16 protein-coding genes are annotated in these 15,107 nt (G+C 60.7%); 13 read left to right on the top strand and 3 right to left on the bottom strand.

What is annotated here, in order from left to right:
* Positions 1 to 21: 21 nt before the first annotated feature.
* Positions 22 to 894, top strand: a complete 873-nt coding sequence (gene phnE / locus GO014_RS11910; RefSeq protein ID WP_157290525.1) for a phosphonate ABC transporter, permease protein PhnE — start codon at positions 22 to 24, stop codon at positions 892 to 894.
* Positions 891 to 2,228, top strand: coding sequence for a phosphonate ABC transporter, permease protein PhnE (gene phnE / locus GO014_RS11905; protein ID WP_210252447.1), 1,338 nt, complete (start codon positions 891 to 893; stop codon positions 2,226 to 2,228). Before phnE (GO014_RS11910) ends, phnE (GO014_RS11905) begins: the two co-directional genes overlap by 4 nt.
* A 33-nt stretch (positions 2,229 to 2,261) precedes the next feature.
* Here phnE (GO014_RS11905) and GO014_RS11900 read toward each other — a convergent pair whose 3' ends face one another.
* From GO014_RS11900 to GO014_RS11890, 3 genes are read right to left on the bottom strand one after another with little or no spacing between them, the layout of a single operon-like run.
* On the bottom strand, positions 2,262 to 2,732 hold the full coding sequence (locus GO014_RS11900; protein WP_157290524.1) for a hypothetical protein: 471 nt from the start codon (positions 2,730 to 2,732) through the stop codon (positions 2,262 to 2,264).
* The gene (locus GO014_RS11895; protein ID WP_157290523.1) at positions 2,729 to 3,322 is read right to left on the bottom strand and encodes a hypothetical protein; all 594 of its coding nucleotides are present in this window, start codon (positions 3,320 to 3,322) and stop codon (positions 2,729 to 2,731) included. The genes GO014_RS11900 and GO014_RS11895 overlap by 4 nt, the downstream gene beginning before the upstream one ends.
* Before the next feature lie 17 nt (positions 3,323 to 3,339).
* On the bottom strand, positions 3,340 to 3,600 hold the full coding sequence (locus GO014_RS11890) for a hypothetical protein (RefSeq protein ID WP_157290522.1): 261 nt from the start codon (positions 3,598 to 3,600) through the stop codon (positions 3,340 to 3,342).
* Between GO014_RS11890 and GO014_RS11885 the strand changes: the two genes are divergently transcribed.
* The 11 genes from GO014_RS11885 to GO014_RS11835 all read left to right on the top strand — a co-directional run bounded on the left by GO014_RS11885 (position 3,599) and on the right by GO014_RS11835 (position 15,096).
* Positions 3,599 to 3,784 carry a hypothetical protein gene (locus GO014_RS11885; protein WP_157290521.1) on the top strand — a complete coding sequence of 62 codons (186 nt, stop codon included), beginning with the start codon at positions 3,599 to 3,601 and terminating at the stop codon, positions 3,782 to 3,784. The two genes, GO014_RS11890 and GO014_RS11885, sit on opposite strands and share 2 nt — an antisense overlap.
* Positions 3,785 to 4,102: 318 nt before the next feature.
* Entirely contained in the window at positions 4,103 to 5,341 is a 1,239-nt protein-coding gene (locus GO014_RS11880; protein WP_157290520.1) for an ABC transporter substrate-binding protein, read from the top strand.
* 168 nt (positions 5,342 to 5,509) lie between these two features.
* Entirely contained in the window at positions 5,510 to 6,541 is a 1,032-nt protein-coding gene (locus GO014_RS11875; RefSeq protein ID WP_157290519.1) for a carbohydrate ABC transporter permease, read from the top strand.
* 2 nt (positions 6,542 to 6,543) lie between these two features.
* Entirely contained in the window at positions 6,544 to 7,428 is an 885-nt protein-coding gene (locus GO014_RS11870) for a carbohydrate ABC transporter permease (protein ID WP_165836815.1), read from the top strand.
* A 6-nt stretch (positions 7,429 to 7,434) separates the two neighbouring features.
* A complete protein-coding gene (locus tag GO014_RS11865) occupies positions 7,435 to 8,487 on the top strand; it encodes an ABC transporter ATP-binding protein (protein WP_157290518.1) in 1,053 nt (350 codons plus the stop codon).
* Positions 8,488 to 8,490: 3 nt separating this feature from the next.
* A complete protein-coding gene (locus GO014_RS11860) occupies positions 8,491 to 10,008 on the top strand; it encodes an amidase (RefSeq protein ID WP_246204592.1) in 1,518 nt (505 codons plus the stop codon).
* A gap of 91 nt (positions 10,009 to 10,099) precedes the next feature.
* Positions 10,100 to 11,428 (top strand): histidinol dehydrogenase, encoded by a 1,329-nt coding sequence (hisD, locus tag GO014_RS11855; protein ID WP_157290517.1) that lies wholly within the window; start codon positions 10,100 to 10,102, stop codon positions 11,426 to 11,428.
* Position 11,429: 1 nt separating this feature from the next.
* The gene (locus GO014_RS11850) at positions 11,430 to 12,194 is read left to right on the top strand and encodes an SDR family NAD(P)-dependent oxidoreductase (protein ID WP_157290516.1); all 765 of its coding nucleotides are present in this window, start codon (positions 11,430 to 11,432) and stop codon (positions 12,192 to 12,194) included.
* 11 nt (positions 12,195 to 12,205) lie between these two features.
* Positions 12,206 to 13,249 (top strand): LacI family DNA-binding transcriptional regulator, encoded by a 1,044-nt coding sequence (locus GO014_RS11845; protein ID WP_343030928.1) that lies wholly within the window; start codon positions 12,206 to 12,208, stop codon positions 13,247 to 13,249.
* Between the two features lie 96 nt (positions 13,250 to 13,345).
* Positions 13,346 to 14,389 (top strand): cupin domain-containing protein, encoded by a 1,044-nt coding sequence (locus GO014_RS11840; protein ID WP_157290514.1) that lies wholly within the window; start codon positions 13,346 to 13,348, stop codon positions 14,387 to 14,389.
* Positions 14,390 to 14,394: 5 nt separating this feature from the next.
* Positions 14,395 to 15,096 carry an RraA family protein gene (locus GO014_RS11835; RefSeq protein WP_157290513.1) on the top strand — a complete coding sequence of 234 codons (702 nt, stop codon included), beginning with the start codon at positions 14,395 to 14,397 and terminating at the stop codon, positions 15,094 to 15,096.
* Positions 15,097 to 15,107: the final 11 nt, after the last annotated feature.

Here is a 15,107-nt window from a genome sequence, read left to right as displayed (position 1 = left end):
ATCACCGGGAGCCTCGTGACCATGTCGGATGTCGCCATCAGCGGTCGAACCGCCCCTCAGCCCCCCGACCTTCGTGCGTCCTATTTGCGGGATCTACAGCGCCGCAGGCTCTATTCGGGTCTTTTGTTGGCGCTGTTCGCACTGCTCTTTGTGTCCGGCTTTATGCTGGCGGACGATCGCAATGCAGGTGGCTTCTGGGACGGACTGCCGAAGGTTTTCGACTTTCCGAGCGAGCTGGTTGCCGAGGCCGTCGAAAAGGCGGCCAATCTGCCCGGCCATTTTGTGCGTTACTTCCCCTCGCTGCTGGAAACTATCAACATTGCTGCCGCCTCGACCCTGGTCGGGGCGATCCTGGCCAGCGTGATCTCGATGCTGGCGACCCGTGGGTTGGCGCGCTGGCCTGCGTTGATCCCACTGTTCCGCCGCATCATGGACATCATGCGCGCCGTGCCCGAAGTGGTGATCGCCCTGGTGCTGATCTTCGTGCTGGGCGGTGGGCCGGTGGCGGCGATGATCGCGATCGCCTTTCACACCACCGGCGCCCTGGGCAAGCTGTTCTCGGAAGTCAATGAAAACGCCGATCTGCGGCCGGTCGAAGGGCTGGCCTCGGTGGGGTCGACCTGGACGCAGCGCATGTGGTTTGCGGTGCTGCCGCAGGTGGCGCCGAACTATCTCAGCTACGGCCTGATGCGGTTTGAAATCAATATCCGCGCCTCTGCCATTCTCGGCTTCGTTGGCTCGGGGGGCATTGGCTATGACCTGCGCAATGCCATGAGTTGGGGCAAGGGGCGCTATGACGAAGTGGCTGCCATCTTCATTCTGCTGCTCACCACGATCGTGATCGTGGATCAGATTTCAAGCCATTACCGCAATCGGCTGGTGCGAGGGGTATGACCATGGCGCTCTCGGCAACTGGATTGGACCTGCGCAGCGAGGCATCGACACTGTTCCGGCGCAAGCGCCTGATCAGTATCGGCCTGCCGGCGCTGGTGCTGGCCTACTTCGTCTATATCTTTTTCAGCTTCGATATTGCCGGGATCGCCGAGCGGGCGCGACCGGACAATGCGCGGATCCTGCTTTCCGATACCTATAGTTTCAAAACGCATGTCACCCGAAATAACCGGTCCGGTGATTTCACCGTGGCCATTGAGGGTGAAACCAAGGGGACCTATGCACCGGGCGTGGCGCCCGACTGGGTGTCTCTCAATGGTGAAGATGCCGATGTGCGCCTCGATGCCGGCTCCGTGGTGCGGTTCCGCGGCGATATGGTCATTGTCGATCTCCCCGACTTCGGCACGATCGAGTTGATTTCCGCTGGCGGCGATATCGAGATGAAATTGCCGACTGACGAAGTTCCCGAATGGATCAGCGCCTCGGCGACACGCGTATCGCTGACACTGCCGGCAGGCCGTGTGCAGGTGACACGCTCCAAATCCGAGGTCTTCCGCTATGAAGGCGGGTGGGAGTTGTTCTTCTTCACGCTGGACAGTCCATTTCATGGCCGCAGTTTCGGTGAACTGGCCTCGCTGGCGGTGTCGCCCGAGGAAATCGTGCCCGGCAAACCCAATGCGGTCGCCATGGTGGAGGGCTTCTGGACCAATACCATGTGGCGCCATGGCGATGTGTTCTGGGCGCTATGCGAGACCGTGCTGATGGCGTTTCTGGGTACGTTCGGCGCGGGCATGATCGCCCTGCCCATCGCGTTTCTGGCGGCATCGAACTTCACCCCTGCACGCCCACTGCGCTTTGCCATGCGTCGCATTTTCGATTTTCTGCGCGGCGTTGACGGGCTGATCTGGACAATCATCCTGTCTCGCGCCTTTGGACCGGGGCCGATGACCGGCGCATTGGCGATTCTGCTCACCGATACGGGCAGTTTCGGCAAGCTGTTCTCCGAGGCGCTGGAAAATGTCGATGACAAACAGATCGAAGGTGTTCGTTCGACCGGCGCCAATGCCTTGCAGCGGCACCGTTTCGGGGTAATGCCGCAGATCGTCCCGGTGCTGATCAGCCAGCTTCTGTATTATTTCGAATCCAATACGCGCTCGGCTACCGTGATCGGTGCGATTGTCGGCGGCGGTATCGGCCTGTTGCTGACCCAGGCGATCAGTACACAGAAGGACTGGGAAGAGGTCACCTATTACATCGTGCTGATCGTGCTCATGGTCATGGCCATGGATACGCTGTCGGGATGGCTGCGCCGCGCCTTGATCAAGGGTGGACAGTGAGGGCAGGAGAACCGTCGCAGAAGGGCGGTCGGGCTAATTCCAGTCATGCCCGAAGCGGGAAAGGCAGTCGCATAGGGCATCCTCCAGATCTTGGGGCGTGACCCCGTTTGCAGAACGCGCCTCCTGCCAGTGCGCCTCAGCAAACTCAATTCCGGCGGGCAGATCGGCGGTCGCGAGGATGGTCCCAGCCTGGTCGACGACGTTTCCGCTGTCGAGCTGGAAGGCCGCGAAGTTGAGGGTGCAGTTGATGCCCTTTTCGATGAGGTTGTGCCGCTCATCCTTGAGAGCATTGGCGCGATGATCCCGCAGCAGGACGTGGCATATGAGCGTGCGTTGATACTGATCGAAGTGACCGCGACCGCTTGAGTTCGGGTAGGGCCACCATTGTTCGGCGGACGCAATCGGAGCCGACATCGCCAGCATAAGAAGCAGGGGAGCGGCCACGGGATGGCGGCTGGCAGGGCGTGGACTTCGGGTGTTGGCGTGCGCCAGGGCCGGGTTCATGGCCAGGCCGGTGGCGGAAGGGTGTCAAGGCAGACCTCGGGCTGAAAAACGCCACGCGGCACCGGGTCCCGATCCGCGGCGGGATCGTCCGTCAGGTCGCCCGCGCCATACCACAGCGCCAGGCCAATTTCGGGCACCATGACATAGGCCGGTGCAGGTTCGCCGGACATGGGGGGCTCGAAACAGAAGGTGAAGTCTTCGTCCAGCGCATAGAAGCGCAAGGCACGCAGGACGTCGTGCATGGCTTCGTCGTTGCTTGAAAGATCGATCAGTTCCTGAGGGCCGTCCGGTTTGGCGTCGGCACGTGTTGGGTCGGTCACCGGCAGCAGGGTGATGCCGCTATAGCCGTTCGAAACCGAGAAGGTGAACCAGTAGGTGCGTTGCGTGGTGGTCAGATAGAGGTAGAGGTTGGAGGCGATGGAAGCATAGTTCTGCGCGCGGGCAAAACCGAGCTCCAACCGGCCATCTTCGGTGTCAGGACTGTAGAGGGCGCGTTCTGCGGGACATTCATCAGCCAAGAGGGCGACCGGAAAGAATGGCACAAGCACTATCGCAGTCGCGGTGGCCAGTCGGGTGAAAGCCTTGAACACGGCATGTCTCCAACAATTCAGATGATGAATGGGACAAGCAGGCTAAGGGCGAGCAAGGGCAGGGTCAGAAGCCCCAGCCGCCATCGCTGGGAGGCATAACGCGGTGCGGTAAAGCCATGCCGGAAGGCCTGCAATGTCGCCGAAGGTCCGGGCACAGTTTGGCCGCTGCGCGCAACGGCGTCGGCCCTGAGGTCAAAGAGCCAGCGAAAGGCCAAAATAATCCAAAGCAGAAACAGGATCGCCTGCGCACACAGAACCAGGAGAAGGTGGAGGGGCATGGCGGTCCTGGTGTCGATCGGCTTTGTGCAAACCGACGGCCGCGGGATAGAATTAGAACGGCGCGTTCTGTTTGGCGTACAGGATGACAGCTGCAATACAGGGTTAAGTCCCGCATTGGTCGATGCCATCCGCGAGACGGTGGCCGGAGGCAGCTGGCCGGGGCGCCGGCAACAAGAAATCTGATGCATAGGATCGCTTCGACGCTGCCATGAAATGCGGTCGCGATCTGGTCTTTCAGGTCGAGCTGCCCAAACGTGAATTCCGCTCTGCTGTTCATCGTGTCGGCGCCTGGCCGGTCTTCCGGTCACGAACTCTTGGATATCATGTGTCACAGAACCGTTGCGTCAGTCGAAATGATGTGCTTAGTTCCATATTGCATACGAATGCAAAATGCATGATGCATACGTATGCAGAGGGTTGGAACGTCAAATTGAGCTTGGTGCCGCCAGCGGTGCTGCCAAGAGGGTGGGTACGGAAGTGCCCAAAGACAGGAGAACTAAAATGAAGCCCATTCTTATGCTTGCCGTCTCGGCGGCTGCCTTGGCCCTTGGAACGGGCAGCGCCTTTGCCGATTGTGGCGTGGAGACCGGGTCGGTACGCATTCTGAGCAATGATTTTGAAGCGTTGCGGATCATCAATGCGACCGCGCAGGAATGCGCGACCGATGCGGTGACTGTGACGGCCAATGCGACTGCCGAGCACAAGGAAATTCAGGTGCCGGCACTGACGATCAATCCTGCTGAATACTCGGTGGCTGTTGTTGCCAACAACTCCATCGTGCCGCTGCTCAATGAAGATCTGATCCGTCCGCTTGACGATCTGGTGGCAGAATACGGCCAGGACTTGCTGCCAAGCCAGCTCGTCAGGATCGACGGCAAGATCATGGCCATCGCCTTCATGGGCAATGGCCAGCACATGTTCTATCGCAAGGATATTCTCGAGCAAGCCGGCGTCGAGCCCCCAACCAGCTATGACGATGTGCTGGCTGCTGCCGCCGCCATCAAGGAAGCCGGTCTGATGGACTATCCGCTTGCGGCTTCCGTCAAGCCGGGCTGGGACCTGGCCGCCGAGTTCGTCAATTCCTATCTTGGGACGGGCGCTGAATTCTTTGCGCCGGGCAGTGCCGAGTTGACCATCGACAATGAGAATGGCCTGGAAGTGTTGCGTGTCATGCGCGACATGACGGCGTTCATGGATCCGGACTATCTCACTTTCGACGCCACCGAGATCCAGAAGGAATACGAAGCGGGCAATGTCGCCATCATGAATGAATGGGGGTCGCTGGGCGGTGCCATTCTCGATGATGAAGGTGCGGTCGAAGGAGTGGTAGAGAACACCGTCCTGACAGCCGCTCCGACCATCGGTGGTGGTTCCATTCCGGCAGCAGCTCTGTGGTGGGATGGCTTTACCATCGCCAAGAATATCTCCGATGAAGATGCCGAAGCGTCCTTCCGCGCCATGGTGCACGGCATTAGCCCGGAGATGATGGCGGCCAACAAGAATGCGGCAACCTGGCTGATCGCCGGCTATGAGCCTGGTCCTGCGGCGGTCGGCGTCATTGCCAATGCCAATGGGGGCGCCCGCGCCTATCCGATGCAGCCCTATATGGGCCTGCTGCACACAGCGCTCTCCACTGAACTGGCCGAGTTCGTGGCGGGTTCGGAAGATGCCGAACAGGCCCTTGCCGACGTCAAGGCCGCCTATGACACAGCCGCCCGTGAGGCCGGTTTCCTCCAGTAGGTCCTCCCTCGGACAAGCTGCGCCTCCTCCCGTAAGCGGGGGGAGGTGATCGGATCAATGTTGCCCGCCAAGCGATGAGATCCGCATAACCGGAATTTGCCTTTGCGCCGCGTGCGGGGCCGTTCCATTCTCTTTGCCGTCAGGCGAAGCGCATTGAGGAGGCAGGCAATGCCGAACAAGACATTCTTTGCTTTCATCCTGCCATCGCTGATTGCCATGGTGCTGTTCATCGCACTGCCGATCGTGTCGGTTGTGGTGCAGTCGCTCCATGTGAGTCATGAGCAGATCCTGGTGGAAGTCGAGAATTGCCAGCCCTTTGGTGGCTGTTCTACCGAACTGCGGGTGGACACCGCGGCGACTGCGGCACTGCGTGAAGAGCAGCCGCTGGGGCGGTTCAACGGCCTGGGCACTTATGTCAATCGCGCGCATCTGGCCACGAGCGAGCTGGGTGTCATTCTGTCCAGTGAGCGCAGCATTGGCGAGAAATGGGCGCAGATCCTCAATCTGCCATTCTACAAGGCGCTGATCTTCACTCTGGTCTACTGTTTCGTAGTGACGCCGCTGGCCATGGCACTGGGTTTTACCATTGCGCTGGCGGTCAATGCCTTGCCCAAGGTGACCAAAGGCCCGATCATCTTCTTCTCGCTGCTGCCCATGATCATCACGCCGCTGATTGGCTCGCTGATCCTGTATTGGATGCTTAGTCCCAATGGCATTCTGGGCGCCACCATCCAGCACATCTTCAATGATCCGACCTTGTCGCTGCGCGCGTCTCCCGCGCTGACCTGGGGGGCTTTGCTGACCTATGGCGTCTGGACCAATGCGCCGTTTTCTTTCGTGGTCTTCTATGCAGGTCTGCAGACGGTTCCCGGTGATACGCTGGAATCGGCGATGATCGACGGTGCCTCGCGCTGGGAGCGCATTCGCTATGTCATCATCCCGCATCTGGCCCCGCTAGCGACCTTCGTGGCGCTGGTGCAGCTGATGGACAATTTCCGTGTCTTCGAGCCCATTGTCGGCTTTTCAGCGGAGGCCAATGCGACCTCATTGAGCTGGCTGATCTACAACGATCTGACCGGGGATTCGCAGCAATTTGGTTCAGCCGGCGCGACTTCGGTTCTGACCATTCTGGGTGTTGTCATCCTCCTCTCGCCGGTGCTGCTGCGCACCTGGCGCGAATTCAAACACAAGGCGGTGTGATCATGTCCGAAGCAATGGCCCACAAGCGCCCGACTCTGCTCAATGCCTTCATCTACGGCTTCATCGTCCTCTGGCTCGTATTGGCCGCCGTGCCATTTCTGTGGACGGTCTGGGGCTCCTTCAAGGTGGAGGCCGATTTCTTCTCCCGCGAGAGCTGGTGGAACGCCATTTTCGGGACGGCCACGATCCGTGAGACCGGCGCGGCGTTCACGGGGGACGGCTATTACGGCGCCTGGATTACCCGTGATTTCTGGAAGGCGGCGTTCAACACGATCATTGTTACCATCTGCGTGACCTCGATTTCGCTGACCCTTGGCACGTTGGGTGGCTATGCGCTGGCCCGCTCGGGCAAGAATTATGCGTTCTGGATCCTGATCGCGGCACTGGTCTTTCGGGCCATGCCGCATATCACGCTAGTCTCGGGCTATCTGCTGCCCTTTTTCCAGCTCAATATCTGGGGCGTACTGCCCACCTCGATCATCGTGTTGGTGGCTATCAATCAGCCGTTCACATTGTGGATGCTGCACTCCTTCTTTCTCTCGATCCCCAAGGATCTGGATGAGAGCGCAATGGTGGATGGCTGCACCCGTTTCCAGGCGTTCCGGCTGGTCATCATGCCGGTGATGTGGCCGGGCGTGGTGACAACCGGGCTGTTCAGCTTCCTACTCGGCTATAACGACTTTGCGGTGACGGCCATGCTGCTGAGCGCCGACAACCAGACCATGGTACCCAAGATTTCGAGCTTCCTGGGCTCGATCCAGGAAACCGGCAATGTAATGTTCGCCGTTGCTGCTGTGGTGTCGGCCACCGTACCGCTGTTTATTCTCGTCCTCTTCTTCCAACGCCAGATCGTCAGCGGCCTGACCGCCGGCGCTGTGAAAGGCTGATCCAAAATGGCCCAGATCCGTCTCAAGAACGTTTCCAAGCGCTGGAACAAATTTATCGGCGTCGACAATTTCAACCTCGATATTGCTGACCAGGAATTCCTGGTTTTGCTGGGGCCTTCGGGCTGTGGCAAGACCACGACGATGCGGATGATCGCGGGGCTGGAGGATATCACCGAGGGTGAAATCTGGATCGGCGACCGCATGGTCAACAAGCTCGAGCCCAAAGATCGCGATATTTCGATGGTGTTCCAGAGCTATGGGCTCTATCCGAACATGACGGTCTACGAGAACATCCGCTTCCCCCTGAAGGTGCGCAAGGTGCCCAAGGAGCAACACCATGAACGCGTCATGGCCGCGTCCAAAATGGTGGAACTGGACGACTTCCTCGAGCGTCGCCCGGCGGCGCTGTCCGGCGGGCAGCGGCAGCGCGTGGCGCTCGCCCGTGCCATCGTGCGCGAGCCCAACGCCTTCCTGATGGATGAGCCGCTCTCCAACCTCGATGCCAAGCTGCGTGTCTCGACGCGCGCCCAGATCAAGAACCTGCACCACACGCTCAAGCGCACCACGGTTTACGTGACCCACGACCAGATCGAGGCCATGACGCTGGCTGACCGTGTTGTGGTGATGAACAAGGGCGTGGTGCAGCAGGTCGGCACGCCGATGGAAATCTATGACCGGCCGGCCAATACCTTTGTTGCGAGCTTCATTGGCTCGCCGGCGATGAACCTGGTCAGCGGTTCAATCGAGAACGGTGTTTTCAGCAGCGATGGCATCCGTATCGAAGGGTTGCCGCATCGTGCCAGCGGAGCGGTGACACTGGGGTTCCGGGCCGAGGACGCCACTCTTGCCGAGGCCAATGGACAGATCGAGGCGCCGATCTATACGGTGGAATTGCTCGGAGAGGCGACCATGCTCTCGATGCGGGTGGCCGGAGAACTGGTTTCGATCAAGGTCGGCAAGGACTATCGTGCCGAGATCGGTGAGTTGGCGCGGATCGCCATTCCGGCTTCAGCCTGCCATATCTTTGACCAGTCAACCGGCGCACGGATCGAGGCCTGAGTCATGATGCGGGACAGCGCTCCCAAGAGCCGGATCGAGGTTGCGTTGGAGCGTCACGGGCTAAAGGTGTCGGCCAAGGAAGCGGATGGCCTGACGCAACTGGCGACCTGGATGCATGAGGGGCTTTCCGGGCCCGTGCCGTTATCGCCCGCACCGGTCGGCAGTGATTGCCTGGATTTGCCGATCGCCGAGCTTGCAGCGCGACTGCGTGACGGGCGGCTGACCTCTGTGGCGCTGACCCGGGCGACGCTGGACAGGATAGCGGTTCGCGACAAGACCTATTTGAGCTTTTATGCTGTGCTGGAAGAGGCGGCACTAGCTGATGCCGCGCGCGCTGACGAGGACCTCGCAGCGGGTCTGGATCGGGGGCCGTTGCACGGGATCCCCGTCGGTATCAAGGATCTCATCGACGTCGCCGGGGTGCCGACCACTGCGAATACTCCGGGTCGCGCAAAGACGGTCGCGGCGCAGGATGCTGAGCTGGTCCGCCGCCTGCGTACTGGTGGTGCCATCATCATCGGCAAGCTGGCGACCTATGAATGGGCGACGGTTGGCCCGGACAAGTCGGGGCTGTTTCCGCCTGCGAAAAACCCGTGGCGGCTCGATCATATTACCGGCGGGTCCTCGTCGGGCTGTGCCGCGGCGGTGGCCGGTGGGCTGGTACGCACCTCGATTGGCACGGACACGGGCGGCTCGGTGCGCGGGCCATCGTTCTATTGTGGGACCGTGGGGTTGAAACCGACGTTTGGCTTGGTCCCGACCTCGGGGGTACTCGATCTGGCGCCGAGCCTGGACCATGTCGGGCCAATCAGCGCCTCTGTGGCCGAAGCTGCGATAACGCTGGATGTGCTGAGCGGACGCAATGGCGAAGGCCGTGCAGCAAGCCGGCTGGGCGAGCCGGTGTCCGGCCTGCGTATCGGATATGCGCGCAACTGGTTTGCTCACGACAGCCAGACCATGCCCGCCGTGACGGCGGCGCTGGATGCAGCCGTCTCGGTGCTGTCTGCACAAGGGGCTGTGGTCAGTGAGGTCGAGATGCCTGACCACGCAACGATCGAAGTCGCAGTGGCGGCAATTCTTCACGCAGAAAGCTTCAAGCTGCATGCCAAAGCGCTTCGCGAGCATGCGGAAAGCTATGGTCGCCGAGCATTTCTGAGCCTTGCCGCAGGATTGTCGCTGTCCGAGACAGAAGTGGAGAAGGCCCGCGCCATAGGGGCTTCGTTCCGGCGCGACGTGGATGAACTGCTCGGATACCATGATGTGCTGATTACAGCCGGTGCGCTGACCACGGCGCTGCCTGCCGCACCCTTCGAAGAGGAAGCGGTGTGGACGCCGATGCGCACGATTGGCTTCAACGTGTCGGGTCATCCAGTGCTGGCTGTGCCGGTCGGGTTCCATGATGGCCTGCCGATTGGCATGCAGATCATCGGGCGCCACTATGCGGAAGCGCGAATCGCGCAATTCGGCCATGCTTTCGAGCAAGCAACCGATTTCAGCGTGCAGCGACCATTGCCTCCGTGAATAGGGCGAAGGTCGTGCTTTCGCGCGCCACAAACTTGCTGTATTGCATACGTATGCAATTTTGCGAAACTGCTTAGAGAGGGGAGCACCCATGCCAGTCTGGCTGAAACGCGGAAAAGATGTCGAGGAACGGGCCGAGGCGGATCGGCAGGTCCGGGCGACGGTCGAATCCATACTGGGCGATATCGAAAAGCGCGGTGATGAAGCTGTCCGCGAACTCTCGCTCAAGTTCGACAAGTGGGATCGGGCCGATTTCCGGCTGAGCCAGAAAGAGATCGATGACTGCAAGGCGCAACTCACCGATCAGGATCTGGCCGATATCGAATTTGCCCAGACCCAGGTCCGGAACTTTGCCCAAAAACAGAAAGACACCATGGTCGACCTGGCCGTCGAGACGCTGCCGGGCGTAACCCTGGGTCACAAGCATGTGCCGATAAACGCGGTGGGCTGCTATGTGCCCGGTGGCAAATATCCGCTGCTGGCCTCGGCGCATATGTCGGTACTGACGGCCAAGGTTGCCGGCTGTCCGCGCGTCATCACCTGTGCGCCGCCATTCAATGGCAAGGCTGCGCCGGCTATCGTCGCCGCTCAGGCCATGGCGGGTGCCGATGAGATCTACGTGCTGGGCGGCATCCAGGCGATCGGCGCCATGGCCATCGGCACACAAAGCATCGACCCGGTCGATATGCTGGTGGGGCCCGGCAATGCCTTTGTGGCCGAGGCGAAACGTCAGCTCTATGGTCGGGTCGGCATTGACCTGTTTGCTGGTCCGACCGAGACGCTGGTCATTGCGGACGAAACCGTTGACGGCGAAATCTGCGCCACGGACCTTTTGGGGCAGGCCGAGCATGGCCCGACCAGCCCGGCGATCCTGCTGACCAATTCGGAAAAACTTGCCCGCGACACCATGGCTGAAATCGAGCGGCTGCTCGAAATTCTGCCCACAGCCGACATGGCGCGCAAATCCTGGGCCGATTATGGCGAAGTGGTCGTGTGTGAAGACTACGATGAAATGCTGGTTGAGGCCGACCGGATTGCTTCAGAGCATGTGCAGGTGATGACCGATCGCGATATGTGGTTCCGGGACAATATGACCAATTACGGCGCGCTGTTCTTGGGCCCGCGCACCAATGTGGCTTATGGCGACAAGGTGATTGGCACCAATCATACGCTGCCCACCATGAAGGCGGCCCGCTATACGGGTGGCCTCTGGGTTGGCAAATTCCTCAAGACCTGTACCTGGCAGACCGTGACTACCGACGCGGCTTCGGCGATGATCGGCGAATATGGTTCGCGCCTTTCCATGCTGGAAGGTTTTGTCGGCCATGCCGAGCAGGCCAATATTCGCGTGCGCCGCTATGGCGGACGCAATGTGCCTTATGGTACCGCTGCAGCCCCGAACAGCAAGACCGACCACTAGCATGCCTTTGCCCACGACCCCCAGCTTTCGTCTCGATGGCAAACGTGCCCTGGTCACCGGGGGCACGCGCGGCATCGGGCTGGGGGCCTCGGTGGCGCTGGCCGAAGCGGGGGCGCATGTCACCGTGGCGGCGCGCACCGCCGCCGATATCGAGCGGGTCGTCAACGAAATGGCAGCGGTGGGTCGCGCGGTTGAGGGCGTGGTGCTCGACATTACAGATTTCGAAGCGGTGCGGGACTTTGTCGCTGACAGCGCGCCGTTCGATGTGCTGGTCAATTCGGCCGGCACGGCGCGCCATAGCGATCTGGCTGGTGTGACGCCAGCAGACTATCAGGCTGTCATGCAGGTAAACCTGGCCGCAACGCTGTTCGTGACCCAGGCCGTGGCCGGAAAATTGCAGGCTGCGGGGCAGGGGGGCTCGATCATCAATGTGTCCTCGCAGATGGGACATGTTGGTGGACCCAATCGAGCGGTCTATGCGGCAAGCAAACATGCTGTTGAAGGTCTGACAAAAGCCTTGGCCATTGAGCTCGGGGCCAGCAATATTCGGATCAATACGGTCTGCCCGACCTTCATAGAAACCGAGTTGACGGCGAAGAACCTGAGCGATCCCGACTTCCGCTCGTGGGTTCTGTCAAAAATCAAGCTGGGGCGGCTCGGGCGGGTGGAGGATATCATGGGGCCAATTGTATTTCTGGCCTCAGACGCGGCGTCGCTGATCACCGGCACGGCGCTTCTGGTGGATGGCGGATGGACGGCGGAGTAAAAAAGTCTGGGGTGACCTCCTCGCAGGTCGCACGACGCGCAGGCGTCTCGCAGTCTGCTGTCTCCCGCACTTTTACGCCTGGCGCCTCCATCTCCCCCAAGACCCGCGAAAAGGTCATGGCCGCGGCGCAGGAACTGGGCTACCGGCCCAATGCCATCGCCCGCTCGCTGATTACCAATCGCTCGCGCATCATTGCGGTGGTGATGGCGTATCTGGAAAACCTGTTCTATCCCGATGTGCTTGAAGAGCTGGGGCGCCTGCTGGTCAAGGAAAACTACCGATTGCTACTGTTCACCGGTCATATGGATCGGGACAGCGACCCGGTGTTCGATCAGTTGATGCAGTATCGGGTGGACGGGATCATTCTCGCCTCGACGACGCTGTCCTCGCATCTGTCCGAAGAGTGCGCCACGGCGGGCATCCCGGTCGTGCTGTTCAACCGTACAACCGAACGCGATGCAGTCTCGAGCGTCACGACCCGCAACCGCGAGGGCGGACGACGTATCGCGGAATTCCTGATCGCCGGCGGGCATAGACGCTTTGGCTATATTTCGGGCGTAGAAAGCTCCTCCACCAATCGGGACCGCTTTGCCGGTTACCGGGAGGCGCTGGCAGAGGCCGGGCACGATGACATAGTCATAGGCGTGGGCAATTATGATCGGGCCGAGGCCGAGGCTGCGGCTAGAGAGATGTTTTCGCGGCCAGACCGTCCCGACGCCCTGTTTGTTGCCAATGATCACATGGCTGTCGCGGTTATGGACGTCGCCCGTTACGAGTTTGGCCTATCGATACCCAATGATCTCTCGATTGTTGGCTATGACGACGTTGGCCCGGCGCGCTGGGCTTCCTATGGTATCACCTCGATGAGCCAGCCGATGAAGCGGATGGTGGAAGCTACCGTCAATATTCTGATGGGCCAGATTTCCAGTGGGGAGATCGAGGCTGAGCACCGCATTTTGAGCGGCGACCTGATCGTGCGGACATCCGCGCGCTTGCCCAAGACTGGCGTGGTCGAAATCGACGGCCGCCGAATCTACAAACCCGGCAAAAGCTGACGAATTGTCCATGCGGACATGGCTTTGCCACATCTGAAACGCATATTGCATACGAATGCAAAAATGCTATCCTGCTGAGCGAAAGGGGATCTAACCATGACCCAGAAGACTTGGACCCAAGCCGATATGGAAAAGCGTCTGGTGCGCTATGCCGACCTCAAGGGGCTGCGCAACGCCTTTATCGATGCCCGCACGCCGGGGTCGGATCGGAAGGAAAATTTCACGATCATCGGGCCGGGCGTATCCGAAAACCCGGCGCAGGTGGTGCATATTCCCGAGGCGCATGGGTTCAATGTAGGCGCGGCGCGTCAACCCTTCGGCTGTACCAATTCCCAGCACAGCCACCTGACCGCCGAGACCTTTGTGGTCCATACAGGAAAATGGCGTTTCGTCTTTGGCCCGGACAAGGACGAGGGCTATATCGATGTTGAGCCGGGCGATGTAGCAACCGTGCCGACCCATATGTTCCGCGGCTTCGAAAAGCTCGATGAAGGCACCGGGTTCCTGTTCGTCGTGCTGGGCCATGACGATCCGGGCAAGGTTGTCTGGGCGCCGAGCGTGTTCAAGATGGCCGAGGACTACGGTTTGAAGCTGCTCAAGGGCGGCAAGCTGGTCGACACCACATTGGGCGAGACCGTGCCGGAAGGCGCCGAACTGGAGCAGCCGCCGAGCGCCGAAGTGCTCAAGGCGCTCGCCACGCCGCCGCTGGAAGAACTTGCCAAATACGCCATCAAGGCGAGCGACATCAAAGGCGATCCGAACTCGCCGCTGGCCGGTGAAGGCGTCGAGGAAGCCGCCGTGATAGGCGATGTGGATGGGCAGGATGGCATCAAGGCCGGTCCGATCATCGGGCACTGGAAGCACGACTTCACCCTGCGTCGCCTGAAGCTGGAAACGGGCGCCGTTATCCCTGCCCATGCCCGTGCGGAACAGGAAGTGATCTTTGTGCAGTCCGGCACGCTGGAGTTCACCTGGGACGGCGGTTCGCTGGTCCTGGGTGCGGGCGACACGCTGACTGTGCCTGTCGGATTGATGCATGGTTTCCGCAACCCAGCCTCGGCTGATGCGATTGCCTTTGTCATCCGTGGTGCGGCGGCTCCGGCAGCGCCGGTGTTTGCGGCGGCGCAGGCAGCGGAGTAGCAGAAATGCCCACCATCACCCTCGGAACGCTCGCCGCTCTGCGTAAGGCGGATACGCCAACCGTCTGCAATGCTCTTGAACATGTCATGGGCGGACGCACGGCGGAGGGTTTTACCAAGCAACCTGTGGTCTGTGCTGATCCGGCTCTGCCGCCGGTGGTGGGTTTTGCCCGCACGGCGAAGATCCGTGCCTCCTCGCCGGCCCAGAAGCCGGCAGCGGAGGTACGGGCGCTGCGCATGCACTATTACGAATATGTCGCGGCAGGAGACGGCCCCAATGTCGTGGTCATTGAGGATACCGACTGGCCTCATGTGATCGGCGGTTTCTGGGGCGAAATGCAGGTGGCCCAGCACAAGGGGCTGGGCGTTGCCGGTACGCTGACCAATGGCGTGTTGCGCGACCTGGGCATGCTGGACGAGGGCTATCAGGTGATCGCCGGGGCAGTGGGCCCGAGCCACGCCTTCGTGCATGTGACCGAGCTGGATTGTCCGGTGAGGGTGTTCGGGATGAGTGTCCGGCCCGATGACCTGATCCATGCGGACCGGCATGGTGCGGTGGTCATTCCGGCCGAGCATATCGAGCGCATGCCTCAAGCCATCGATGTCGTGATGCGCAAGGAAGTGCCGATTCTGTCAGCAGCACGCGCGCCCGGGTTCACAGTGGAGAAGCTGCGGGCGGCGTGGGCAGAGGCCGACGAAATCAAGTGAGGCGCTGTCGC

It is taken from the genome of Devosia marina, assembly GCF_009758415.1.
GTDB lineage: Bacteria > Pseudomonadota > Alphaproteobacteria > Rhizobiales > Devosiaceae > Devosia > Devosia marina.
Note: the sequence above shows the minus strand (reverse complement) of the source record. Positions and strands in the feature narration are given on the sequence as shown.

Excerpts from the sequence above, each read along its gene's own strand:
- phnE (WP_157290525.1), top strand. The coding sequence starts at position 22 with ATGTCGGATGTCGCCATCAGCGGTCGAACCGCCCCTCAGCCCCCCGAC.
- phnE (WP_210252447.1), top strand. The coding sequence starts at position 891 with ATGACCATGGCGCTCTCGGCAACTGGATTGGACCTGCGCAGCGAGGCA.
- GO014_RS11900 (WP_157290524.1), bottom strand. The coding sequence starts at position 2,732 with ATGAACCCGGCCCTGGCGCACGCCAACACCCGAAGTCCACGCCCTGCC.
- GO014_RS11885 (WP_157290521.1), top strand. The coding sequence starts at position 3,599 with ATGGCGGTCCTGGTGTCGATCGGCTTTGTGCAAACCGACGGCCGCGGG.
- GO014_RS11890 (WP_157290522.1), bottom strand. The coding sequence starts at position 3,600 with ATGCCCCTCCACCTTCTCCTGGTTCTGTGTGCGCAGGCGATCCTGTTT.
- GO014_RS11880 (WP_157290520.1), top strand. The coding sequence starts at position 4,103 with ATGAAGCCCATTCTTATGCTTGCCGTCTCGGCGGCTGCCTTGGCCCTT.
- GO014_RS11875 (WP_157290519.1), top strand. The coding sequence starts at position 5,510 with ATGCCGAACAAGACATTCTTTGCTTTCATCCTGCCATCGCTGATTGCC.
- GO014_RS11870 (WP_165836815.1), top strand. The coding sequence starts at position 6,544 with ATGTCCGAAGCAATGGCCCACAAGCGCCCGACTCTGCTCAATGCCTTC.
- GO014_RS11865 (WP_157290518.1), top strand. The coding sequence starts at position 7,435 with ATGGCCCAGATCCGTCTCAAGAACGTTTCCAAGCGCTGGAACAAATTT.
- GO014_RS11860 (WP_246204592.1), top strand. The coding sequence starts at position 8,491 with ATGATGCGGGACAGCGCTCCCAAGAGCCGGATCGAGGTTGCGTTGGAG.
- hisD (WP_157290517.1), top strand. The coding sequence starts at position 10,100 with ATGCCAGTCTGGCTGAAACGCGGAAAAGATGTCGAGGAACGGGCCGAG.
- GO014_RS11850 (WP_157290516.1), top strand. The coding sequence starts at position 11,430 with ATGCCTTTGCCCACGACCCCCAGCTTTCGTCTCGATGGCAAACGTGCC.
- GO014_RS11840 (WP_157290514.1), top strand. The coding sequence starts at position 13,346 with ATGACCCAGAAGACTTGGACCCAAGCCGATATGGAAAAGCGTCTGGTG.
- GO014_RS11835 (WP_157290513.1), top strand. The coding sequence starts at position 14,395 with ATGCCCACCATCACCCTCGGAACGCTCGCCGCTCTGCGTAAGGCGGAT.